Source organism: Sanguibacter antarcticus (assembly GCF_002564005.1).
Lineage (GTDB): Bacteria > Actinomycetota > Actinomycetes > Actinomycetales > Cellulomonadaceae > Sanguibacter > Sanguibacter antarcticus.
The window spans coordinates 2,903,452-2,926,044 of the sequence record NZ_PDJG01000001.1; the positions used below are offsets into that span (position 1 = coordinate 2,903,452).

At 69.4% G+C, this 22,593-nt stretch carries 17 protein-coding genes, 1 tRNA gene and 1 riboswitch; of the genes, 8 read left to right on the forward strand and 10 right to left on the reverse strand.

Features of this window, described 5'->3' with window-relative positions; genetic code table 11:
- Window positions 1-128: 128 nt before the first annotated feature.
- Genes pknB through ATL42_RS13175 form a run of 7 tightly spaced genes read right to left on the reverse strand, consistent with a single transcriptional unit; the run spans window position 129 to window position 9,723 of the window.
- Window positions 129-2,219, reverse strand: coding sequence for a Stk1 family PASTA domain-containing Ser/Thr kinase (pknB, locus tag ATL42_RS13145; protein ID WP_098455739.1), 2,091 nt, complete (start codon window positions 2,217-2,219; stop codon window positions 129-131).
- Window positions 2,219-4,021, reverse strand: coding sequence for a serine/threonine-protein kinase (locus tag ATL42_RS16755; protein ID WP_245862551.1), 1,803 nt, complete (start codon window positions 4,019-4,021; stop codon window positions 2,219-2,221). The genes pknB and ATL42_RS16755 overlap by 1 nt, the downstream gene beginning before the upstream one ends.
- On the reverse strand, window positions 4,018-5,487 hold the full coding sequence (locus tag ATL42_RS13155; protein ID WP_098455740.1) for a peptidoglycan D,D-transpeptidase FtsI family protein: 1,470 nt from the start codon (window positions 5,485-5,487) through the stop codon (window positions 4,018-4,020). The genes ATL42_RS16755 and ATL42_RS13155 overlap by 4 nt, the downstream gene beginning before the upstream one ends.
- Window positions 5,484-7,079, reverse strand: coding sequence for an FtsW/RodA/SpoVE family cell cycle protein (locus tag ATL42_RS13160; protein ID WP_098455741.1), 1,596 nt, complete (start codon window positions 7,077-7,079; stop codon window positions 5,484-5,486). Before ATL42_RS13160 ends, ATL42_RS13155 begins: the two co-directional genes overlap by 4 nt.
- The gene (locus ATL42_RS13165) at window positions 7,079-8,497 is read right to left on the reverse strand and encodes a Stp1/IreP family PP2C-type Ser/Thr phosphatase (protein WP_098455742.1); all 1,419 of its coding nucleotides are present in this window, start codon (window positions 8,495-8,497) and stop codon (window positions 7,079-7,081) included. The genes ATL42_RS13160 and ATL42_RS13165 overlap by 1 nt, the downstream gene beginning before the upstream one ends.
- Window positions 8,498-8,501: 4 nt before the next feature.
- The gene (locus tag ATL42_RS13170; RefSeq protein ID WP_098455743.1) at window positions 8,502-8,996 is read right to left on the reverse strand and encodes an FHA domain-containing protein FhaB/FipA; all 495 of its coding nucleotides are present in this window, start codon (window positions 8,994-8,996) and stop codon (window positions 8,502-8,504) included.
- A gap of 10 nt (window positions 8,997-9,006) precedes the next feature.
- Window positions 9,007-9,723, reverse strand: a complete 717-nt coding sequence (locus ATL42_RS13175) for an FHA domain-containing protein (protein WP_098455744.1) — start codon at window positions 9,721-9,723, stop codon at window positions 9,007-9,009.
- 194 nt (window positions 9,724-9,917) lie between these two features.
- On the opposite strand from ATL42_RS13175, the gene ATL42_RS13180 reads away from it, so the two are divergent.
- Window positions 9,918-10,000, forward strand: a tRNA-Leu gene (locus ATL42_RS13180).
- Between the two features lie 110 nt (window positions 10,001-10,110).
- On the opposite strand, the gene ATL42_RS13185 is transcribed toward ATL42_RS13180, so the two are convergent.
- Complete coding sequence (locus tag ATL42_RS13185) at window positions 10,111-11,172, reverse strand: LLM class flavin-dependent oxidoreductase (RefSeq protein WP_098455745.1); 1,062 nt, start codon at window positions 11,170-11,172, stop codon at window positions 10,111-10,113.
- Window positions 11,173-11,208: 36 nt separating this feature from the next.
- Window positions 11,209-11,475 (reverse strand): CBU_0592 family membrane protein, encoded by a 267-nt coding sequence (locus ATL42_RS13190; RefSeq protein ID WP_143556767.1) that lies wholly within the window; start codon window positions 11,473-11,475, stop codon window positions 11,209-11,211.
- A 150-nt stretch (window positions 11,476-11,625) separates the two neighbouring features.
- Between ATL42_RS13190 and ATL42_RS13195 the strand changes: the two genes are divergently transcribed.
- The 5 genes from ATL42_RS13195 (at window position 11,626) to ATL42_RS13215 (ending at window position 17,493) form a co-directional block, all read left to right on the forward strand.
- Window positions 11,626-12,531: a LysR family transcriptional regulator gene (locus tag ATL42_RS13195; RefSeq protein ID WP_098455747.1), complete on the forward strand. Its 906-nt coding sequence runs from the start codon at window positions 11,626-11,628 to the stop codon at window positions 12,529-12,531.
- A 46-nt stretch (window positions 12,532-12,577) separates the two neighbouring features.
- Entirely contained in the window at window positions 12,578-14,104 is a 1,527-nt protein-coding gene (locus tag ATL42_RS13200) for an alanine/glycine:cation symporter family protein (protein WP_211281825.1), read from the forward strand.
- 373 nt (window positions 14,105-14,477) lie between these two features.
- Window positions 14,478-15,044, forward strand: coding sequence for a low molecular weight protein-tyrosine-phosphatase (locus ATL42_RS13205; RefSeq protein WP_098455749.1), 567 nt, complete (start codon window positions 14,478-14,480; stop codon window positions 15,042-15,044).
- A gap of 53 nt (window positions 15,045-15,097) precedes the next feature.
- A complete protein-coding gene (locus tag ATL42_RS13210; protein ID WP_098455750.1) occupies window positions 15,098-16,306 on the forward strand; it encodes an App1 family protein phosphatidate phosphatase in 1,209 nt (402 codons plus the stop codon).
- Window positions 16,303-17,493 (forward strand): pyridoxal phosphate-dependent aminotransferase, encoded by a 1,191-nt coding sequence (locus ATL42_RS13215; RefSeq protein WP_098455751.1) that lies wholly within the window; start codon window positions 16,303-16,305, stop codon window positions 17,491-17,493. Before ATL42_RS13210 ends, ATL42_RS13215 begins: the two co-directional genes overlap by 4 nt.
- A 42-nt stretch (window positions 17,494-17,535) precedes the next feature.
- On the opposite strand, the gene ATL42_RS13220 is transcribed toward ATL42_RS13215, so the two are convergent.
- Window positions 17,536-17,928, reverse strand: a complete 393-nt coding sequence (locus tag ATL42_RS13220; protein WP_143556768.1) for a hypothetical protein — start codon at window positions 17,926-17,928, stop codon at window positions 17,536-17,538.
- Between the two features lie 219 nt (window positions 17,929-18,147).
- Window positions 18,148-18,263: riboswitch (glycine riboswitch) on the forward strand.
- A 207-nt stretch (window positions 18,264-18,470) separates the two neighbouring features.
- Between ATL42_RS13220 and gcvP the strand changes: the two genes are divergently transcribed.
- Both gcvP and gcvT read left to right on the forward strand, forming a co-directional pair.
- Complete coding sequence (gcvP, locus tag ATL42_RS13225) at window positions 18,471-21,428, forward strand: aminomethyl-transferring glycine dehydrogenase (protein WP_098455753.1); 2,958 nt, start codon at window positions 18,471-18,473, stop codon at window positions 21,426-21,428.
- Window positions 21,425-22,564, forward strand: a complete 1,140-nt coding sequence (gcvT, locus tag ATL42_RS13230; protein ID WP_098455754.1) for a glycine cleavage system aminomethyltransferase GcvT — start codon at window positions 21,425-21,427, stop codon at window positions 22,562-22,564. Before gcvP ends, gcvT begins: the two co-directional genes overlap by 4 nt.
- Window positions 22,565-22,593 lie beyond the last annotated feature (29 nt).

The window sequence follows — 22,593 nt, forward strand, 5'->3', positions numbered from 1 at the left end:
CCTCGACAGTCCCTGCTCGTCGACTGACCAGCCGTTCCGGACACGAGACGAGAGGAGCCCCACCGGACGTCCGGTGGGGCTCCTCTCGTCTCGTGCTGTGAGGCTGTCGTGAGCGGTGAGCTGTCCGGTCAGCGCCCGTTGGGCAGCAGGTCGAGCAGGGAGAGGGCGTTGTTGTCTTCGTCGTCGTCGCTCGGGTCGTCAGTCGGGTTCTGGTTCGAGTTGTTCTGCTTCTCGTAGACGTAGAGGATGACCGTCGAGCCGACCTCGACCGAGCTGCCCGCAGAGGGGTCCGTGCGCACGACCGTGCCGTCGGCAGCCTTCTGGCCGTCGTTGCGCGTGTTGTCGTACACAGTCACGACCTCAGAGACGAGACCGCGCTGCGAGAGCGCCTCGCGCGCCCCGTCTGCAGTGTTGCCGACCAGGCTGTTCGGCACCTGGATCTGCTCGACGACGATCTCGATCGCGATCTGGAGGGAGACAGAAGAACCCTGTGTCACGCTGCCGGGTGCCGGCTGCTGCTCCACGACGGTTCCCGCGGTAGCGTCGCTCTGCTGTGTGTTGATCACGGTCACGAGCCCGAGCTCACCGAGCTTGGTCGTGGCTTCGTCCTGGGTGAGCCCAGACAGATCGGCGAGGTCGACCATCCCGTCAGAGACGTAGATCGTGATCTCGGTGCTGGCTGACTCGACGACACCAGCGGCCGGCTCCGTCCTCGTGACAGAGTTCTTCGCGACGTTGGTGCTGTGCTCGGGTTCGATCCCGTTGGCCACAGCAAAGCCTGCGGCCTCGAGCGCCGTGATCGCGTCGTCTTGGCTCATGCCCGTCACGTCAGGGACAGCCAGCTGGTCGGCGCCCTGCGAGAACCACAGCGAGATGGTGTCATCTGCTGCGAGGTCGGTCCCCTCGGCCGGGGTGCTCTTGATGAAGAGACCTTCGGCGACGTCGTTGTTCTTCTCGAAGGCGATGAGCGGGTCTTTGGTGAACCCGGCAGCCTCGATCTTCGCGACCGCTTCCTCCTGGGTGAGCCCGGTCAACGACGGAACGGGGAAGGTCGCGACCTCTTCCTCACCACCCCCGTTGAGGATGAGCATCGTCGCGATCGCCGCGACAGCGACGATCGCGATCGCGATGAGCGTCCACAGGAGGCCACGGTTGCGGGGCGGCTCGTCGTCGTAGTCGTCGTCCTCGTCCTCGGGCGACATCGGTGCGCGTTCCCCGGGGACGGCGGACCATGCCGGTGAGACTTGCGTCTGGGAGACGGGACCCGCGGGTGTTGCCGCGAAGACCTCGGTAGCTCCAGAGAGCTCTGCCGCACCCACGCCGGCTCCGACCATCCCGACCGCAGGGGCCTGGACGGCTCCACCGCGGATCGCTGCTTCGAGATCGGCCCGGAACTCGGCCGCGCTCCCGTAGCGAGAGGTGCGCTCCTTGGCGAGCGCCTTGAGGGTGATCCTGTCGAGAGCGTCAGGGACGTCGGGAGCGATGCTGCTCGGGCTGACCGGCATCTCACGGACGTGCTGATAGGCCACAGACACAGGAGAGTCGCCCATGAACGGAGGCCGACCGGTGAGCAGCTCGAAGAGCAGGCACCCGGCTGAGTAGAGGTCGCTGCGGGCGTCGACGCTCTCGCCACGAGCCTGCTCAGGGGAGAGATACTGCGCCGTACCGATCACGGAGTGGGTCTGCGTCATCGTCGCAGCGGAGTCCGCCAGGGCGCGCGCGATGCCGAAGTCCATGACCTTGATGGCACCGGTGGGGGTGAGCATGACGTTCGCGGGCTTGATGTCGCGGTGGACGATGCCGGCATGGTGCGAGTACTCGAGCGCAGAGAGGACCCCCGAGGAGATCTCGACGGCCTCCTCGATCGGCACGGCGTTGCCGTCGCGGAGGATCTCGCGGACCGTGTGACCCTCGACGTACTCCATGACGATGAACGGCACGTGCGCCATGGCGCCGCCGTTCTCCTGCATCATGTCCTCGCCCGTGTCGTAGACGGCGACGATCGCAGGGTGGTTGAGGGCAGCGGCAGACTGCGCCTCCCTGCGGAAGCGCGCCTGGAACGAGGGGTCACGAGCCAGGTCCGACCGAAGGATCTTGATCGCGACGGTGCGACCGAGGCGGTTGTCGTGACCGATGTGGACCTCGGCCATGCCGCCACGGCCGATGAGCTCCCCGACCTCATAACGGCCCGCGAGAATACGGGGTGCGTCGTCAACCACTACGCGTCCTTAGGTGTTCTAGGTGTCGTTGTTCCGTCAGGCGCAGAGGATCCGCGCACAGCGTCGTCGTCTATCATCCCATCCATCAGGATCCCGCTTGTGGATTGTACCGAAACGGGATACATGCCATGTGACGTCATTCCTTCGTTCGTCGAGCCGCCACCGTTGACGATGGCCTTGACGATGGTCGCAAGAACGATGACGAGTACCAAGAGCACGAGCGCGATCGTTGGCCAACCGAGATTTCCGATGCGTTGACCTGTGGTCGTCGACGTACGACGCTGGCTCGTCGGTGCCGTGCGATGGGACGACGACGAGCGCCCCGACGAGCTTCCCTCGCTGAAGCGACGGCTGGCCTGACGTGTGGGACTCGAGGGGGTACTACCGGCGAGGTCAGGTGCCTCGAAACGCGAGTGGCTCTTTCCCTGAGCGCTTCCGCGTGCGGTCGCGCCGCGCGGCAGAGGGGTGCGGCGCGCAGCCGGTCGGCTCGCGGCATTGAGGGACGCACGGGTGGGCGACGGCCCGGCGGACCGTTCGTGGACAGGGCGCGCCGCAGGCGCAGCCGATCGTTCGCGCGAGACCGCCGGAGTCGGTGGAGGCGTCGGGAGCTGTATCGACGGCGGGGTAGGCGGCTGGGGGACCGGGGGCAGGGTCGGCGGTGCGACCGGTGTCGCCAGCCTGCCCTCGCGTCGCGGCGGCGCAGGCTCGTGGGCAGGAGGGGGTGACGCGGCTAGGCTGCCCTCACGGCGTCCGGCCGCCTGACCTGCGGCGATGCGCTGACCAGCGCGGGTGGTCGCGGGCGGTTCCTCGATCGGACCGCGGGCACCGCCGGCGAGGTGCGACGGCTGACCAGACCGAGGACGTCGTGATGTGACGTCCGAGGCAGGAGCCGCCTTGTCTGGAGCAGGCGTGAAGGTCTCCCGTCGCCCGGGCGGGGACGAGTTGCCCCGTCGACGCAGGCCGCTGCCCCACGGGTCGGCAGCGATCTCTTCCGCGAGGAGGTCGAAGTTGCGGGCGAGGATGGCTCCGCTGCGCGGACGGTCGAGAGGATCCTTGCTGAGCATCCGCATGATGAGGTCGGCGAAGCCCGGGTGGATGGACTTCGTCAGGGGTGGGACAGGCTCGTTGACGTGCGCGACAGCGATGTCGACCGGGCTGGCGCCCGTGAACGGGCGGTTCCCGACGATCGACTCGTACGCGACGATGCCGAGGGCGTAGATGTCTGACGCCCCGGTGGCGGCCTTGCCGATCGCTTGCTCGGGCGACAGGTACTGGGCCGTGCCCATGACCATGCCCGCTGCAGTCATGGGGACCTGGTTCGCCGCGAGCGAGACACCGAAGTCGGTGATCTTCACCTCGCCGGTGCGCTCCAGCAGGATGTTGCCGGGCTTGACGTCGCGATGGACCACCCCGGCGACGTGCGCTGCGTGCAGCGCACGTGCGGTCTGGGACAGGATCGACAGCAGGCGCAGGACCGGCAGCACCGGCTCGCGCTCGAGGAGGTCGGACATGGGCTCGCCGATGACGAGCTCCATGACGAGGTACCCGGAGGCTGCCTGCTCGCCGTAGTCGTAGAGCTGGGCGATGTTCGAGTGCGAGAGGGCTGCGCTGTTGCGCGCCTCGGTCCGCAGCCTGTCGAGGAAGTCCGCGTTCCCGGCGAACTCTTCACGGAGCACCTTGACCGCGACGTCGCGGGCCAACGACTCGTCGTGCGCGACCCAGACCTCACCCATCCCACCGATGGCGATGAGCCGGACGAGCCGGTACCGACCGCCGAGCGCGATGCCTGCTGCCGGCCTCACTGGTTGATCACCGCTTCCATGACTGCCCGGGCGACAGGCGCCGCCGCCCGACCACCTGTGGCTTCGCTGCCGAGGTTCCCACCGTTCTCGATGACGACGGCGACGACGACCTGCGGGTCGTCTGCCGGCGCGAAGCCGGTGAACCATGCGTGCGGTGCGACGTCGCTCGTGGTCTCGGCCGTACCCGTCTTCCCGGCGACCTGGACCCCGCTGATCTGGGCGGCGGTGCCCGTGCCGGACTGGACCACCCCGACCATCATGTCTCGCAGCTGCTCGGCCGTCGAGGAGGAGATCGGCTTGCTGAACACGGAGGGGTCGGTCTCGAAAGCCACCGCGAGGTCCGGGGTGCGGACCTGGTCGATGAGATAGGGCGTCATGAGCTTTCCGTCGTTCGCGATCGCCGCGGACACCATCGCGACCTGGAGCGGGGTCACCCTGACGCTGGCCTGGCCGATCGCGGACAGTGCGGTCGTCGCGTCGTCGAGAGGCGACCCGTCCGCCTCCTGCGGGAACCGGCTCTGCGTGACGAAGGTCGGGATCGACAGGTCGGTGTCGAAGCCGAACTCCTCGGCCTGCTCGGCGATCGTCTCGCTGCCGAGGTCGATGCCGAGCTGGCCGAACGCCGTGTTGCACGAGATGCGCAAAGCATCGGCGAGGGTCATCGTCCCCGTGCTCGAGCAGGTCTCGCCTCCGAAGTTGCCGAGGACGGAGCTCGACTGCGGGAGCGGGAGCTCGTCGGGTGCCGCGACCTCGCTGGTGGACGTGAGGTCGCCCTCCTCGAGGGCGGCAGCGGCAGTGACGAGCTTGAACGTCGATCCGGGCGGGTAGGTGTTGCCGCCGATCGCGCGGTTGATGAGCGGGTCGCCGTCCTCGGCGAGGAGCGCCTGGTAGGCGGCGCTCGCGTCCGAGCTCACGTGCCCGGCGAGGAGGTTGGGATCGTAGCTGGGCTTCGAGACCATCGCGAGGATCGCCCCCGTCGTCGGGTCCAGCGCGACGACCGCTCCACGCTGGTCTCCCAGCGCGTCCCATGCTGCCTGCTGCACGACCGGGTCGATCGTCAGCTCGACGGACGAGCCCTGGGGGTCCGCACCGGCGATGAGGTTCTGGAGACGGCTCCACCACAACGAGTCCGAGGTGCCGTTGAGGTACTCGTTCGCGCGCAGCTCGATCTGGGTACGGCCGTTGACCACAGAGTAGAACCCGGTCACCGGGGCATAGAGGGGCCCGTTCGTGTACGCGCGCTGGTAGCCGAACGCGTCGTCCACCGGGGTGGACACGGCGACGGCTTCTCCGCCGATGACGATCGGACCGCGGTTGTTGCCGTGCTCCCGGTAGAGGGTCCGGACGTTGCGAGGGTCGGTGTTGAGATCGGGTGCGCGGAAGTACTGGATCCACGAGGCTGCGCCCATGAGCACGAGAAACATGGCCAGCATGACGACCGCGACGCGGCGCAGAGGGACGTTCACGAGTCCACCCTCCTCACGATCTGGGTCGCGTCGTCTGACGGGACCTCTTGCACGGTCTGCGGCTCGTCCTCTGACGGGACCGCGCTGACGATCTGTGTCGCGTCGCCCGACGGGACAGTGCTCACGATCTGCGTCGCGTCGTCCGACGGGACCGCGCTGACGATCTGCGTCGCGTCGTTGCTGCTCGGACGTTCGCGGACCTCGTCGTGCTCGTCGTCGTCCTGGTCGTCGGCAGGCATGCCACGCAGCGGTAGCGGCGTCGGCCGTCGCGCGTTGTCGGAGATCCGGATGAGGAGGGCGACGATGATCCAGTTCGCGAGGAGAGACGAGCCACCGTACGCGAGGAACGGCATCGTCAGGCCGGTCACCGGGATGACGCGCGTCACACCGCCGACGACGACGAAGACCTGCCAGGCGAGGACGAAGGCGACGCCGCCGGCAAGGAGCTTTCCGAACCCGTCTCGGGTACCGATCGCGATCCGCATGCCGCGCTCGACGAAGAGGAGGTACATGACGAGGATCGCGAGCAGGCCCGTCAGGCCGAGCTCTTCGCCGAGGGACGCGACGATGAAGTCCGAGGACGCGTACGGGACGAGGTCCGGTCGGCCGTCCCCCCAACCTGTCCCGAACAGTCCGCCGTTGGCGAGGCCGAACAACCCACGGACGAGCTGTCCGGAGCCGCCGAACGCCTGGTTGAAGACTGACGTGTCCATGGCGTTGAGCCAGGCGTCGAAACGGCCCTGGACGTGGGTGATGGAGGTTGCGGCGATGAAGGCGCCTCCAGCGAACAGCGTGAGGCCGATGATGACCCAGCTGATGCGTTCGGTGGCGACGTAGATCATCGCGACGAAGAGGCCGAAGAACAGCAGCGACGTCCCGAGGTCACGCTCGAAGACGAGGACCGCGAGGGACGCGATCCACACGATGATGATCGGACCGAGGTCGCGTGCTCGAGGCAGCTGGAGGCCGAACATCTTGCGACCGGCCAGCGTGAGGGTGTCTCGGTTGGTCACCAGATAGCCGGCGAAGAAGACGGCGAACGAGATCTTGGCGAACTCTGCCGGCTGGAGGGACGCCGGCCCGAGGCGGATCCAGATACGGGCTCCGTTGATCTGCGTGCCGATGCCCGGGACGAGCGGCAGGACCACGAGGACGAGCCCGATGATCATGGCCGTGTACGTGTACCGACGCAGCGTGCGGTGGTCGTGCAGGAACCACAGGACGGCGACGGCGGCGATCATCCCGAACGCCGTCCAGCCGAGCTGTCGGTTCGCCAGGGCGGAGTCGCCGCCCTTGAAGTGGTTCGCGAGGTCGAGCCGGTAGATCATCGCGAGGCCGATGCCGTTGAGCCCGACCGCGATCGGCAGCAGCGCAGGGTCGGCGAAGGGCGCCTTCTTGCGCACGATGAAGTGGAGCCCGAGGCCCAGGGCGAGCATCCCGCCCGCGAGGACGTAGAAGTTGCCGGGGACCCGCCCTTCCATCGACAGGCCGACCAGGGCGTAGGCCCCGATCCCGAGAGCCAGCGCGAGGAGCAGGAGCGTCAGCTCGCTGGCGCGTCCGCTGCGAACCCGAGACGGCTCGACGGTTGCCATCAGCCGGTGCCTTCCTTGGTCGTGGGCTGCGCATCCTCGACGAGGTCAGCGACCCGTTCACGGGCGTCCTCGAGCGAGGTCGCCCTGATGGTCCGGTCGAGCTGGTTCGCGACGAAGGTCTCGAGGCTGTCCGCCTCGAGGTCGGTCGTCTCGATGACCGACGAGAGGCTGATCGGGCCCGCGCTCTGCGCGATGCCCTGGAAGATCGCTACTCGACCGCTCTCGACGCCGACGTAGTACTGCGTCTGGGTCCAGCGGTAGCCCCACCAGGCCCCTGCGGTGAGGAGCCCACCGACGACGAGGAACGTGACGAGCGTCCAGACCCAACGGAACCGTGGCTCGTCGTCGTCGACCTCAGAGTCGGCACGGGCCTGGGCGCGCGCCTGTGCGCGGGCTTGCTTGCGCGCGGCCTTCTCGGCCTTCTTGCGGCGCCGGCGGCTCGTCTTCGGTGGTGGGAGCACCTCGTCCATCGTGAGGACGTCCTCGAACGAGGGGGCGCTGCCTGGCAGCGTCGAGCTCGTCTGGGAGGCGGGGGCGGTGAGCGCGTCGACCGTCGCGCGCGCCTCGGCGAGGAGAGCAGCAGCACGCGCTGCCGGACCGTCGGCGGCGACCGTGGGGGCGTCCCTGCTGATCGCGACCGAGCCGACGACCTGCACGCCCGTGTACGGGCCGGCGCCGTCGGGGACGTCGTCGAGGTCGACGATGTCGGCGACGATGCACGTGACGTTGTCCGAGCCTCCGGCGCGCAGGGCGAGCTGGATGAGCCGCTCCGCGCACGACTCGACGTCGGGGACGTCGTTGAGCGTCCGCTCGAGGGTCTCCGCGCTGACGAAGCCGCTCAGCCCGTCGGAGCACAGCAGCCACCGGTCGCCGGGGTGAGCCTCTCGGACCGACAGGTCCGGGCTGAGCTCGAGGTCGAAGTCTCCGAGGACGCGCATGACGACCGAGCGCTGAGGGTGGTGCTCTGCCTCGTCCGGAGTGATCTTCCCGGTGTCGACGAGGTGCTGGACGAACGTGTGGTCCTTGGTGACCTGGCTGAGGTGGCCGTCGCGCAGCACGTAGGCGCGGGAGTCGCCCATGTGCGCCATCGCGAGCTTGTTGCCCGACCGCAGCAGGGCCGTGACCGTCGTGCCCATGCCCCCGAGCTCTGCGTCCTCGCGAGCGCGGCGGACGAGCTCGAGCCGCGCGGTCTCGATCGCGCGCTCGAGCCGCTGCAGGATCTCGTGCGACCCGAAGGCCTCGCCGTCGAGCGGGGCCAGCGACGCGACAGCCAACGAGGACGCGATGTCGCCGCCTGCGTGCCCGCCCATCCCGTCAGCGACGAGGAGCAGATGAGGCCCGGCGTACGCGGAGTCTTGGTTGTTCGAGCGCACGAGTCCCACGTCAGAGCGCGCGGCGTACCGCAAGGCGATCGTCATGGCACTACCTCTGCAGCTCGACGACGCTCTGCCCCACGCGCACCTGCGTGCCGGGGGAGAGTGGCGTCGGTTCGCTCACGCGTTTCGAGCCGATGAAGGTGCCGTTCGTGGAGCCGAGGTCCTCGAGGATCCACTGCTCGCCGGACGGGAAGATCCGGGCGTGACGGGAGGACGAGTAGTCGTCGTCGAGCACGAGGGTGCAGCTCGGTGCGCGGCCGATGAGGATGGCCGACGTCGAGAGAGGGAGCGTGGTGCCACGCAGCGGTCCTTCGGTCACGACGAGCTTCGTCGGCCGCGTGCGGGATGCCGCGGACGGACGCGCGGGCGGCGGGTTGGGCATGCCGCTCTGGGCCACGAGGTTCTCGCGCGGGCCGCCGCGGGTCGAGGTGATGCGGGTGCCGTAGAGATCGCGCCGCAGCACGCGGACGATCGAGTAGACGAAGAGCCACAGCAAGACCAGGTAGCCCAGCCGCAGCAGGGTCATCGTCAGTTCGCTCATCCGGACCGGTTCACCAATCTCCGCGTGCAGAGTCGTCAGATACGCCTGTCCAGAACATGATCCGCGTCCGACCGATGGTCAACGAGTTTCCGTCGAGGAGTGTTGCGGCCGGGACCTGGTGGCCCTCGACGTACAGCCCGTTCGTCGAGCCGAGGTCCGTCGCGATGACGCCGTCGGACGTCATGCGGATCTCGAGGTGACGACGTGAGACCCCTGGGTCGTCGACGACGATGTCGGCTTCCGCTCCACGCCCGATGACCGTGACCGGTCCGGTGAGGAGGTAGCGCTGGCCGTCGATGTCGACGAGAGGGTGTCGTGAGCTCGGTGCAGAGGAGGCCGCCGGTGCGACCGCACCGCGGACCGTCGACGACTGCACCTCGAAGCGGCCGACCTCGAGCTCCTCGACCTCCTGGAAGGAGACGGTCACCGCTCCGACGAACGCATAGTGCTGCGATCCTGCGTAGTGGGTGAGGTTGGCCGCCAGCTCGTCGGCCATCGTCTCTGCACCCCAGCCGTCGACCTGCGCGAAGTCTTCGGTCGCGAGGTGGATGGTGAAGACGTTGGGCACGACGGTGCGGTCCCTGTCGACGACTGCCGCACGGTCGTCGACCTCACGGCGCAGGGCGCTGGCGAGCTCGACAGGCTTGAGCTCACTGCGGAAAACCCGGGCGAACGTGTTGTTCACAGCGCGCTCGACGCTCTTCTCGAATCGGTCGAGAACTCCCATGCCGCCTCCTTCCGTCCACTCGCGCGGGGCGGTCCCCGTCGTCGGGGACCGCTCGGTTCGGATCTATGATTGCTGAGTACAGGTCACGAAGTCGGTTGCGACGCGCTCCCGACCCAAGTTCATCGTATAGACCAAACGATGTGGTGACGGCAATGTGAAGAGTTGATCCCCGCCGTGGTAATGTTCTGCGGCACGCGTGAGTGGCGGAATGGCAGACGCGCCGGCTTCAGGTGCCGGTGCCCGAAAGGGCGTGGGGGTTCAAGTCCCCCCTCACGCACAAGATCCGTTCAACGGATTGTTCGAAGGCCCCGACCAGGGAAACCCGGTCGGGGCCTTCGGTGCATCGTGGTGGGTCGTCGCACGGACTGTCCGAGCTCTGTCCGGGGTCTACGCGGGGAGCAGCTCGGCACCGAGAAGACGCAACGTCTCCTCACGGGTGTCCGACCGGCGGTTGTCCGCACCCACGTGCACGGACGAGACGGGCGCGAGCATGACCTCGTCCGCACCGACGCCGTCGGCAAGCTCGCGGACCGCGGCAGCCGCGACGTCCGGGGTGCCGATCGCCCACGTCGAGCGCATCTGGTCGAGCATCGGCTGGTGCTCGGGCGCGACGCCGACAGCCTCGGCGTCCTCGATGAGCTCGAGCGGCTCGAGCCCCTGCCCCGTGCGCAGGCGGATCATCGACATCGCGTACGGGAGCGCCCGCCTCTCGGCCTCTTCGGCGGTCTCGGCGACGACCGCGTTGATGATCGCGAAGGTCGTGGGAGCCTCGAGGTGCTCAGACGGTCGGAACTGGGACCGGTACGTCGCCATGGCCTCGGCCGTGCCCTGGCCGGCGAAGTGGTGGGCGAACACGTAGGGCAGGCCGAGCGCTGCCGCGAGCTGCGCCGAGTACATGGACGAGCCCAGCAGCCACACGGCTGCCGCAGAGGTCGCGCGCGGCGTCGCCTTGAGCCCGTAGGAGCGTCCGCGCAGGTCCAGGGTCATCCCTGTACCGGACATGAGCTCGGCGACGTCGCGGACGTCGTCAGGGAAGGTGTCGACGGCGTCGCGGCCCTGTGCTGCGCTCGAGCGCAGCATGTGGCTCGTCACCGGGTCGGAGCCCGGGGCGCGACCGATGCCGAGGTCGATGCGGCCCGGGAAGGCAGCCTCGAGGAGAGCGAACTGCTCAGCGATGACGAGCGGGGCGTGGTTCGGGAGCATCACGCCGCCAGAGCCGACGCGGATGCGCTGCGTGGCGGCTGCGAGGAGCGAGATGATCACGGCCGGGTTCGTCGACGCCACGGCAGGCATGTTGTGGTGCTCCGCGACCCAGTAGCGGGTGAACCCCAGCTCGTCGGCAGTCTGGGCGAGGCGGGTGCTCGCCGCGAGGGCGTCGGAGGTGGTCTGGTCGCTGCGGACGGGGACGAGGTCGAGGACGGACAGCGCTGTGCGGGGGAGTGGGGTCACCCACGGTGCAACGGGAGCGACCCGTGCGGTATTCCGTCAGTGCGCAGCGATACGGCTGCGGGTGATCGCGCGCAGCGCGAAGACCCCGATCCCGACCCAGATGACGTTGACGACCGCCGAGGGCCACGCACCGTAGACGGTGGCGCTCACGGAGAGCAGGGCGGCACCGACGATGTTCATGGCCTGGAACCGCAGGGAGTCCGGTGTGATCCGCTTCGTCGTGACCAGCCCGTAGGCGATGACGGCGGTGATCGCACCCGTCCACCCGATGGCGGTGAGTGCAAGCTGGACGGCAGCGGACATGACGTGCTCCTTGGGGATGGTGGGGGACGTGGCCGTGCCAGCGGCTCTGCGTCCCAGGTGGTGCGTCACCTGCGGTGACGTCACAAGTGTGGCGGTCAAAGTCATGTAGCACAATTGAACGATTCTCTTTAACCCATGTAGCATCTCTACATGGCTATCGATGCCCGAAGGCTTGGTGTTCTCCTTGCCGTCCACAGGGCTGGCGGAGTCGTTGCAGCGGCCGATCTGCTCCGTCTGACCCCGTCCGCCGTCTCTCAGCAGATCGCCAAGCTCGAGCTCGAGGAGAACGTCCAGGTCCTCGACCGCGGGCCCCGAGGAGTGACCCTCACCGCGGTCGGGCTCATGCTCGCCGAAGCGGCCGAGCGCATCGAGACCGAGCTCGTCGAGGCCCGCAAGCAGATAGCGCTCCTCGGCCCCGAGGTCAGCGGACGCGTCGTCATCGGTGCGTTCCAGACCGTCACCCGGAGCGTCGTCGCACCGATGCTCACCGACCTCGCCCTTACGGCGCCCGGCATCGAGATCTCCGTCCACGAGGTCGAGAGCGTCGATGCTGCCCGGGGGCTGCGCAGCGGCGAGCTCGACCTGGTCGTCCTCGAGCACGACTCCGCCTCGGCACGGCCCGTCCCCAAGGGGTTCAGCGAGACGCTGCTGCTCGACGAACCGTGGCGGCTCGTCGTGCCGACGAGCATGGCTGTCCCGGCCACGGTCCAAGGCCTCAAGGACGCCGTCTGGATCGGAGCAGAGAAAGACACTGCTGCTGCGCGTGCCCTCGCTCGCGTCGTCGCCCTCACCGGGGCCGTACAAGAGTCGCGGCACGCGTACTCCAGCTACGAGGTCGCTCTCGCGCTCGTCGCCGCTGGTCAGGGGATCGCGCTCCTTCCGGCCCTCGCGCTCCAGACCGCAGACCTGCAGGGCGTCGACGTCGTGCAGGTCGCCGGGCTCGGCACCCGGCGCATCGCTGCCCGCCACCGCGCGAACCGCCACGAGCCCACCTCGGCGGTCACAGCGGTCGTGGACGGTCTGCTCGCACACGTCGCTGTACTCGACCTGGGATAGTTCGTCAACAGTTGCGGACATGCTCCCAGTACGGTCCAATTGCCCGATGCAGCCAGCAACAGTGTTCTGGACAGCGTCCGTCAGCGACATCGAGGAATCGATCAACTCCGCCTTTGCGCCTGTTGCAAAAGTATTCGCCGACGTCATCTTCTACAGCGTGCCGATCGGAGACGCGAGCGTCCCGATCCTCATCGCATGGCTCATCGGTGCCGCGCTCTTCTTCACCATCGCGCTCCGCGGCATCCAGGTCCGTGGCTTCGGCCACGCGATCGCCCTCGTGCGCGGCAAGTACGGACGCTCCTCGGACCCCGGCGAGGTCAGCCACTTCCAGGCGCTCTCCTCGGCAGTGTCCGGGACTGTGGGACTCGGCAACATCGCTGGTGTAGCGATCGCCGTGACGATCGGTGGCGCGGGTGCGACGTTCTGGATGATCGTCGCCGGTCTGCTCGGCATGTGCACCAAGTTCGTCGAGTGCACGCTCGGCGTGAAATATCGTGAGGAGCACGAGGACGGCACCATCTCTGGTGGCCCGTTCCGCTACCTCCCCATCGCGTTCGCGCGGTTCGGCCGCATCCCGGCGAAGGTGCTCACCAGCATCTTCGCGGTCTCGATCTTCTTCTTCGGGATCGTGGGCGGCAACATGTTCCAGGCCAACCAGACCTACGCGCAGGCGCGCAACGTCACCGGCGGAGACGACGGCCCGCTCGCGAGCGACGGATCAGCACTGATCTTCGGGATCGTGCTCGCACTCCTCGTCGGCATCGTCATCATCGGCGGCATCAAGTCCATCGCTCGCATCACGAGCAAGCTCGTCCCGGCGATGGGCGTCCTCTACGTCCTCGCGTGCCTCACGGTCCTCGCGGTCAACGCCGACGGGATCATCCCGGCCTTCGGCGAGATCATCTCCGGAGCATTCGACCCGGACGGCGTCACCGGAGGGATCGTCGGTGTTCTCATCGTCGGGTTCCAGCGGGCCGCGTTCTCCAACGAGGCAGGCATCGGGTCTGCACCGATCGCCCACTCGGCCGTCAAGACGAAGCGCCCGGTCACCGAGGGCTTCGTCTCGCTCCTCGAGCCGTTCATCGACACGGTCGTCATCTGCACGCTCACCGCCCTGACGATCATCATCGCGCGGCCGCAGTCCTGGCTCGACGGACGTGAGGACGTCGCCACCGGCGGCCTCGGCCCGGGCAACGGTGTCACGCTCACGTCTGACGCCTTCGAGACGGTGCTCCCGTGGTTCCCGGTCGTGCTCGCCGTCGCTGTGGCGCTCTTCGCGTTCTCGACCCTCATCACGTGGGCGTACTACTCGCAGAAGGCATGGACGTCCCTCTTCGGACGCACGCCCGTGACCGAGCGCATCTTCCAGGTCGTCTTCGTCCTCTTCACCGTGTTCGGTTCGGTCCTCTCGCTCGGCGACGTCGTCAACCTCGCCGACGCGATGCTCTTCCTCTGCGCGTTCATCAACATCCTCGGGCTCTACCTGCTGTTCCCGGTGGTGCGCAACGAGCTCCGGGAGTACCTCGACGACCGTCGCGCGGACCGGCTCGTGCGCTCCGACGTGGACGCGTGAGCTGCACGCACGTCTGGGCCTGAGACACAGAAGGGCCCGTGGGCTGGTGGGGTCTCCCCCACCTGCCGCGATGGACGAGATCGCGGCTCCCACGGGCTCCGGTGGCTGTCTGGTACTCGCTGCCGCCCACCTGTGAAGGTGCGGTGGCCCGGGTATCGGCACTGCCGTCCGGCCGTCCGTCGCTCACCGGTCGGTGACCCGACCTGAGCACCTGGCGACTAGCGGACAGCCACCTCACGCGTCTGAGAACAGATCATGTCTTGGACCACCTCCTTTTCTGTGTGCTGCCGAGGCTACGCCCGGCCTCGCGGGACGTTCAAGGGTTTTTTCGACGGGCAGGCGCGGGCGACCAGCCTGGGGCAGGATGGGCGCCATGACGGCACCCCTTCTCCGCATCATGACCGTGTGCACGGGCAACATCTGCCGCTCGCCCATGGCCGAGATCGTCCTTCGCGAGCGGCTCGACGCCGCCGGCCTGGGGGAGCACGTCGTCGTCGACTCGACGGGAGTCACCTCCGAGGAGGTGGGCAACCCGATCGATCGTCGTGCACGGGCTGTGCTCGTCGCGGCCGGGTACTCCGACGCGGCGCTCGACGCCCACCGGGCACGACGCACCGACGCAGCCGACCTCGCCGAGCGAGACCTCGTCCTCGCGATGACCACCGACCACGCCCGGGTGCTGCGGCGTCTCGCCGAGACCTCGGGCACGGACGGTGGACCGGCGCAGATCCGGATGTTCCGGTCGTTCGACCCGCAGGCACCGCGCGTGACCGAGCAGCGCGACGAGTGCCTCCTCGACGTCGAGGACCCCTGGTACGGCGGGCCGGCAGACTTCGAGGGGTGCCTCGACCAGGTCGAGGCCGCCGTCGACGGCATCGTCGAGCACGTGCGCGCTCACCTGGCAGGACGCGGCACCGCGACCGCGCCTCACGCCGGCTAGCTGCCGACACCGCCCAGCGGGCACCGACCCTCACCCGCTGGAAGACTCCTCCCATGAGTACCGACACGTCGAGCAGACCGCACCGAGCGAGCCGCTGGGAGGACCGCTTCGTCAACGCTGTCGCCAGGACGCTGCGCTCCCGCGGATGGCAGGCCCGCATCGAGCCGTACACGGGGTACGGGATCGCTGCAGATGGTGACGAGGACGGCTGGGTGCGTGTGCTCGGCCGGGTCATGCTCTCGCCGAAGAGCAACCAGCGGGCGCAGGGCGTCGACGACCCGACCGCGATCGAGGAGGACGCAGCACCCGAGCCTCGGGCCAGGAGAGCCCGGGCGGCAGCCCGTCGCGGACCTGAGCCTCTGCGGGCCGTGCGCGGCTGGCGCAGCTTCTTCACCGCCCAGCTCCCGCACGCCGCTGTCGAGATCGTCGTCGACGGTGTCGCCCACGCGGCGACGTCGGACCGCGGTGGCTACGTCGACACGGTCGTCCCCGCGCGCCTGACCAAGGGATGGCACGACGTCCAGGTGCGCGCGACCGAGGACGGGCCCGCCGGGGGAGGCCCGTCGGTCCGGACCCCGGTGCGGATCCTCGACGCCCACGAGACGACCGGGCTCGTCAGCGACGTCGACGACACCCTGATGGTCACCGCGCTGCCGCGACCGCTCACCGCGATCTGGAACATCCTCGTCCTCCACGAGGACGCCCGGCGGCCGGTCAAGGGCATGGCTGCGCTCTACGCCGAGATCGAGGCGGCGAACCCGGAGATCCCCGTGTTCTACCTCTCGACGAACGCGTGGAACGTCGCGCCCGCGCTGCGCCGGTTCTTCGCCTACCACCACTACCCGCCAGGTCCCCTGTTCCTCACCGACTGGGGCCCGACCAACACGGGATGGTTCCGCAGCGGTCGCGAGCACAAGCGTCGGGCGCTCCAACGGCTCGCCACGGAGCTCCCGCAGGTCCGATGGTTGCTCGTCGGCGACGACGGCCAGCACGACCCCTCGATCTACGGCGAGTTCACCGAGACGCACCCGGACCAGGTGCGAGCGGTCGTCATCCGTCAGCTCACGCCGACCGAGCAGGTCCTCGCCCACGGTGCCCCGACCCCGAACGTCGGCTCCCGCACGCAGGCCCGCGCCGCGGCCGGCACGGTTACCGTCGTCGGTGCGCCCGACGGCGAGAGCCTCGGCCGAGAGCTTCGCGCGGCCGGCGTGCTCCCCGCCACCGGACCTCGCACGGTCAGGCCTGACACGATGTCCTCATGAAGGTCTCTCGGCGCGCCCAGGTCCCCCCATTCGCCGTCATGGAGGTGCTCGCCGCCGCCAACGCCCGGCGGGCCGCCGGCGAGTCCGTCCTCAACCTCTGCGCGGGCGAGCCGTCGACCGGCGCGTCGGAGGCCGTCCGCCAGCGGGCGATCGAGCTGCTCACCGCCGGTGACCTCGGCTACACGGAGGCGCTCGGTGCCCCGGCGCTGCGCCGCGCGATCGCCGAGCACTACGGCCGCTGGTACGACGTCGAGGTCTCCCCCGAGCAGGTCGCCGTCACCACCGGGTCCTCCGGCGGCTTCATGCTCGCGTTCCTCGCGGCGTTCGACGTCGGCGACAGGGTCGCTCTCGCTCGCCCCGGATACCCCGCCTACCGCAACATCCTCACGTCGCTCGGGTGCGAGGTCGTCGAGCTCGACTGCGGACCCGAGACCCGCTACCAGCCGACGATCTCCCAGCTCCAGGAGGCCTACTACGGCGGAGGCCTCGACGGCCTCGTCATCGCGAGCCCCGCAAACCCGACAGGCACGATGATCCCGGCCGACGAGCTCGCCGCCCTCGCCAGCTGGTGCTCCGACTTCGACGTCCGGCTCGTCAGCGACGAGATCTACCACGGGATCACCTACGAGGAGCCGGGGGTCGACGCCGTCCGCACCGCGACCGCCGCGTCCTACCTCGGCAGCGGCGCCGTCGTCGTCAACTCGTTCTCCAAGTACTGGGCCATGACCGGGTGGCGCCTCGGCTGGCTCGTCCTGCCCGACGACCTCGTCAGCGCGGTCGACGCGCTCGCGAGCAACGTCGCGCTCTGCCCGCCGGCGCTCGCGCAGCACGCAGGCACCGCCGCCTTCAGCGACGCAGGCTATGCGGCCGCGCGCGCGAACGCCGAGCAGTACCGCGAGTCACGACGGCTCGTGCTCGACCGGCTCGACGACCTGGGCTGGGAGCGTGTCGCACCCGCCGACGGGGCCTTCTACATCTACGCAGACGTGTCCCGCTCGGGGCTCGACTCCGTCACCTGGTGCGAACGTCTCCTCGCCGAGACGGGCGTCGCGCTCACGCCAGGGACCGACTTCGACGGCGTGCACGGCCACGACTGGGTCCGGCTCTCTTTCGCCGCCGCACCCGAGGTGGTCTCCGAGGCGGTCGACCGGATCATCGCCTGGCAGCGCACGCTCGACGTCCGCTGAACGGCAGCGCCCTAGTTCTGCGGGCGCTGCCGCCGTGCTGGCTCAGAGCAAGACGTCGAGGCCACCGGACAGCGCGGTCGTGATCGCCAGCTGGCTGGCCTCGACCCGTGCAGCATCAGCAGCGAGCGTGGCCTGGTCGGCCTTCTCTCGCGTGTGCTGAGCCTGGGTCCGCTGGTCCACGGCGAGCTGGCGGCGCAGCGCAGCAAGGTCGGTCGAGGTCGAGCTTGAGGTCGTCGACGTGGACGTGGTCGTCGACTCGCTCGTCGAGGAGCTCGACGCGGAGCCGGACTCCGCGGGCGGCGGGCCTCCGCGTCCGCCACCCAGGGGCGGACCGGCCTGTCCGCCAGGAGGCGGACCTTCGGGGCGGTTCGCTCCCGCGCCGGCCAGCGCGCTCGCTGCCGCGCCCGTCGTGTCGGCGATGCCTGAAACCTGCATGGTCGTGTCCTCTCGTCTGCACAGCGCCGTGATGGCGCTCCACCTGCCCATCGGCGGACCGACGCCGTGTCTGCATCGTCTGAACCTGTGCAGGACCTGTGGGTTCCTGTGGGGCGTTTCTGTGGGGTGTTCCTGTGGGTCTCGCGAGACGCTGTTCCCTGCCATCAGCAGCACGAACGCGACCGGTATCATTGCCGCACAACCACAGATAGCGCTGCTCGAGCTGCGGCGGGAGAGCCCTGACCGGCCACCCGTCATCCCGGAGACACGTGTCAGGCGCCGAAGGAGCAAATCCTCCCCGGGAAACTCTCAGGCCCACGTACCGCCGCGGCGAGGCAACTCTGAACAGCAGGCGCGTCGACCAGCGGACACCGTAGCCGACCGCCTCACCGAAGGGGCAAGCCCGCGCCACCCGCGGCGGGCCAAACTCTCAGGTTGACCCAGACGCCCCCTCGACCGGGGCGCGCAGGGTCTGACGACAGAGCGGGGAGGGTCCCGTGCCCACGGCGTGCTGCGCCTGCCCGACCCTCCAGGAGCCTGTTGTGACCCCGACCTTCGCCAGCGCAGGACCCGCAGGAGACCGTTTCGTCGACCGCCACGTCGGCCCACGGGCCGACCGCCAGGACGGCACCGACGACGTCCAGGTCATGCTCGACCACCTCGGCTACGCAACCGTAGACGACCTCATCGACACCGCCGTCCCCGCGTCGATCCGCCTCGACGGCCCGCTCGACCTCCCGGCCGCCCGCACCGAGGCCGAGGTGCTCGCCGACCTGCGGGCGATCGCCGGCAAGAACCAGACGCGCACGCAGATGATCGGTCTCGGCTACTACGACACGATCACGCCCGCCGTCATCCGCCGCGGAGTCCTCGAGAGCCCCGCCTGGTACACGGCCTACACGCCCTACCAGCCCGAGATCTCGCAAGGACGCCTCGAGGCGCTCCTCAACTTCCAGACGGTCGTCAGCGACCTCACCGGTCTCGAGGTCGCCAACGCCTCCCTCCTCGACGAGGCGACAGCCGTCGCCGAGGCCGTCGCCCTCATGTGGCGCGCCGCGAAGCGCGGACCAGCAGCCGGCCCCGGCGTCGTGGTGCTCGACTCCGACCTCTTCCCGCAGTCGCTCTCGGTCACCCAGGGACGCGCCGAGGCGATCGGCCTCCCGGTCGTCGTCGCCGACCTCTCCGCAGGCTTCACCTCCGGCGTCGCTGCAGCGCTCGCGGACGCAGATCTCACCGGGGCGGACGTCGTCGGCGTCGTCGTGCAGCAGCTCGGGGCGAGCGGGCAGGCGCGCGAGCTCGCTCCGCTCGTCGACGCAGCGAAGGAGGCAGGCGCGCTCGTCACCGTCGCGACGGACCTCCTCGCGCTGACGATCCTCACCGCGCCGGGCGACGTCGGCGCCGACATCGCCGTCGGATCGGCTCAGCGCTTCGGTGTCCCGCTCTTCTACGGCGGCCCGCACGCAGCCTTCATGGCGGTCCGCAAGGGCATCGAGCGGATGCTCCCCGGCCGGATCGTGGGAGTGAGCCTCGACGCCGACGGTGCGCCCGCATACCGTCTGGCGCTCCAGACCCGTGAGCAGCACATCCGCCGCGAGAAGGCGACGAGCAACATCTGCACCGCACAGGCGCTCCTCGCGATCGTCGCCTCGATGTACGCCATCTACCACGGGCCCGACGGGCTGCGTGCGATCGCGGAGCGCGTCCACGGCCGAGCCCTCGCCGTCGCGAAGGGAGCCCACGCCCTGGGCCTAGACGTCGAGCACGACGACTTCTTCGACACCGTGCGGATCGTCGTCCCCGGCCGCGCCGCCGAGATCCTCGCCGCCGCCGACGCCGTCGGGATCAACCTCTACGCGCCGGACGCCGACCACGTGCAGATCGCGTGCGACGAGACGACCACCTCGTTTCACGTGGAACAGCTCCTCGCGGTGCTCAACCTCGACGGTGCCGACCTCGCCTTCGTCGCGGCCGGCGAACCAGTCCCCGCGCGCCTCGCCCGGACCAGCGAGTACCTCACCCACCCCGTCTTCCACGCGCACCGGTCCGAGACCCAGATGATGCGGTACCTGCGCGCGCTCTCGGACAAAGACCTCGCGCTCGACCGCACGATGATCCCCCTGGGCTCGTGCACGATGAAGCTCAACGCCGCGATCCAGATGGAGCCCATCTCGTGGCCCGAGCTCGCGGGCCTGCACCCGTTCGCCCCGCGCGAGCAGGCGCTCGGCTACGCCGAGCTCATCGGGTCGCTCGAGGCCCAGCTCGCGGAGATCACCGGGTATGCAGCCGTCTCTGTCCAGCCGAACGCGGGCTCGCAGGGCGAGTTCGCCGGACTGCTCGCGATCCGCAACTACCACCGCTCCCGCGGAGAGGGCGCACGCACGATCTGCCTCATCCCGGCATCCGCGCACGGCACGAACGCCGCTTCGGCCGCGATGGCCGGCATGCGCGTCGTGGTCGTCGCGACCGCCGCAGACGGCGAGATCCTCCTCGACGACCTCCGCGCCAAGCTCGACCAGCACGGTGACCAGGTCGCGGCGATCATGATCACCTACCCGTCGACCCACGGGGTGTACGAGGAGCACGTCCGCGAGGTCTGCGACCTCGTCCACGCGGCCGGAGGACAGGTCTACATCGACGGCGCGAACCTCAACGCGCTCGTCGGCCTCGCGAAGCCGGGCCAGTTCGGCGGCGACGTCTCGCACCTCAACCTCCACAAGACGTTCTGCATCCCCCACGGCGGCGGCGGTCCGGGCGTCGGCCCGATCGGCGTCGCGCCGCACCTCGTCCCGTTCCTCCCGGGCGACCCGCTCGACCCGCAGGGCGCCACCCCGGTGGCCGCAGCCCCGTTCGGCTCGGCCGGCATCCTCCCGATCCCGTACGCCTACGTCTCCCTCATGGGGCCGGACGGTCTGCGTCGTGCGACGGAGATCGCCGTCGTCTCCGCGAACTACATCGCCTCCCGGCTGAACGACGCGTTCCCCGTCCTCTACACCGGGCCCGGAGGGCTCGTCGCCCACGAGTGCATCCTCGACCTGCGTCCCCTCACGGCACAGACCGGGGTCACCGCGGAAGACGTCGCCAAGCGCCTCATGGACTACGGCTTCCACGCCCCGACCCTCTCGTTCCCGGTCCCTGGCACGCTCATGGTCGAGCCGACCGAGTCCGAGGACCTCCACGAGCTCGACCGGTTCATCCACGCGATGCTCGCCATCCGTGCCGAGATCGACGAGGTCGCCGCCGGAACCTGGACGCTGACGGACTCTCCGCTGCGCAACGCACCGCACACGGCCACCAGCGTCGTCTCGGACGCCTGGGACAAGCCCTACTCCCGCGAGACGGCCGCCTACCCGGTAGCCGAGCTGCGCACCGCGAAGTACTGGCCGCCCGTCCGCCGCGTCGACGGCGCTCGCGGGGACCGCAACCTCGTCTGCTCGTGCCCACCCATCGAGGCCTACGCCGAGCCTGGCGAGTCCCTCACCACCACGGAGGAGAACCGATGACCGCCACCGCACGCCTGAGCCCCTTGCACGACGAGCACGTCGCGCTCGGTGCGAGCCTCACCGAGTTCGGCGGCTGGGAGATGCCCCTGCGCTACGGCAGCGACATCGCCGAGCACACGGCCGTGCGCACCGCGGCCGGGCTCTTCGACCTCTCCCACATGGGCGAGATCATGGTCACCGGCCCGGAGGCAGCCTCTGCGCTCGACCACGCCCTCGTCGGATGGCTCTCGCAGGTCGGTGTCGGACGGGCCCGCTACACGATGATCGCCCAGGAGGACGGTGCGGTCATCGACGACCTGGTCGTCTACCGGCTGGCCGACGAGGAGTTCCTCGTCGTCGCGAACGCCGGCAACACCGACGTGGTCCACGCGGCGCTCGTCGAGCGGTGCTCCTCGTTCGACGCGACCGTCCGACTGACGTCGGTCGAGACGGCGCTCGTGGCCGTGCAGGGGCCGCTCGCCGAGTCGATCCTCGTCTCGCTCGTCTCCAGCGACGTCGACGCGGTCACGGGTCTGCGCTACTACGCGATCGTGCCCGCGGTCGTCGCCGGCATCGACACCCTCGTGGCACGGACCGGGTACACGGGCGAGGACGGCTTCGAGCTGTTCGTGCCTGCCGAGCGTGCTCGCGAGCTGTGGACCGCGCTGCTCGCTGCGGGGGTGCCCGCAGGTCTCGTCCCCGCAGGTCTCTCGGCTCGCGACAGCCTGCGGCTCGAGGCAGGGATGCCGCTCTACGGCCACGAGCTCGACCTCACCACGACACCCTTCGAAGCAGGGCTGGGCAGGGTCGTCCGCCTCGACAAGGTCACGCCCGACGGGTCTGTCGTCGAGTTCGTCGGGCGCGCTGCGCTCGCCTCGCGCAAGGGATCGCCGCCTGCGCGCGTCCTCGTCGGGCTGAGCGTGCTCGGTCGCCGACCAGCACGCGCGGGGCACTCCGTGATCATGGACGCGTCGAAGCCCGACGTCGTCATCGGTCGCGTGACCTCGGGAGCGCCGTCGCCGACGCTCGGCCACCCCATCGCCCTCGCGTACGTGACGCCGGAGGTGTCCGCGGTCGGTACCCGGCTCGCGGTCGACGTCCGAGGCCGTGCGGAAGAGGTCGAGGTCATAGCCCTGCCGTTCTACAGGCGAGACTGAGCGGGCATTTTTCACCCTCCATCTGTACG

Excerpts from the sequence above, each read along its gene's own strand:
- ATL42_RS13160 (WP_098455741.1), bottom strand. The coding sequence starts at position 7,079 with ATGGCAACCGTCGAGCCGTCTCGGGTTCGCAGCGGACGCGCCAGCGAG.
- ATL42_RS13165 (WP_098455742.1), bottom strand. The coding sequence starts at position 8,497 with ATGACGATCGCCTTGCGGTACGCCGCGCGCTCTGACGTGGGACTCGTG.
- ATL42_RS13170 (WP_098455743.1), bottom strand. The coding sequence starts at position 8,996 with ATGAGCGAACTGACGATGACCCTGCTGCGGCTGGGCTACCTGGTCTTG.
- ATL42_RS13175 (WP_098455744.1), bottom strand. The coding sequence starts at position 9,723 with ATGGGAGTTCTCGACCGATTCGAGAAGAGCGTCGAGCGCGCTGTGAAC.
- ATL42_RS13190 (WP_143556767.1), bottom strand. The coding sequence starts at position 11,475 with ATGTCCGCTGCCGTCCAGCTTGCACTCACCGCCATCGGGTGGACGGGT.
- ATL42_RS13195 (WP_098455747.1), top strand. The coding sequence starts at position 11,626 with ATGGCTATCGATGCCCGAAGGCTTGGTGTTCTCCTTGCCGTCCACAGG.
- ATL42_RS13200 (WP_211281825.1), top strand. The coding sequence starts at position 12,578 with ATGCAGCCAGCAACAGTGTTCTGGACAGCGTCCGTCAGCGACATCGAG.
- ATL42_RS13205 (WP_098455749.1), top strand. The coding sequence starts at position 14,478 with ATGACGGCACCCCTTCTCCGCATCATGACCGTGTGCACGGGCAACATC.
- ATL42_RS13210 (WP_098455750.1), top strand. The coding sequence starts at position 15,098 with ATGAGTACCGACACGTCGAGCAGACCGCACCGAGCGAGCCGCTGGGAG.
- ATL42_RS13215 (WP_098455751.1), top strand. The coding sequence starts at position 16,303 with ATGAAGGTCTCTCGGCGCGCCCAGGTCCCCCCATTCGCCGTCATGGAG.
- ATL42_RS13220 (WP_143556768.1), bottom strand. The coding sequence starts at position 17,928 with ATGCAGGTTTCAGGCATCGCCGACACGACGGGCGCGGCAGCGAGCGCG.
- gcvT (WP_098455754.1), top strand. The coding sequence starts at position 21,425 with ATGACCGCCACCGCACGCCTGAGCCCCTTGCACGACGAGCACGTCGCG.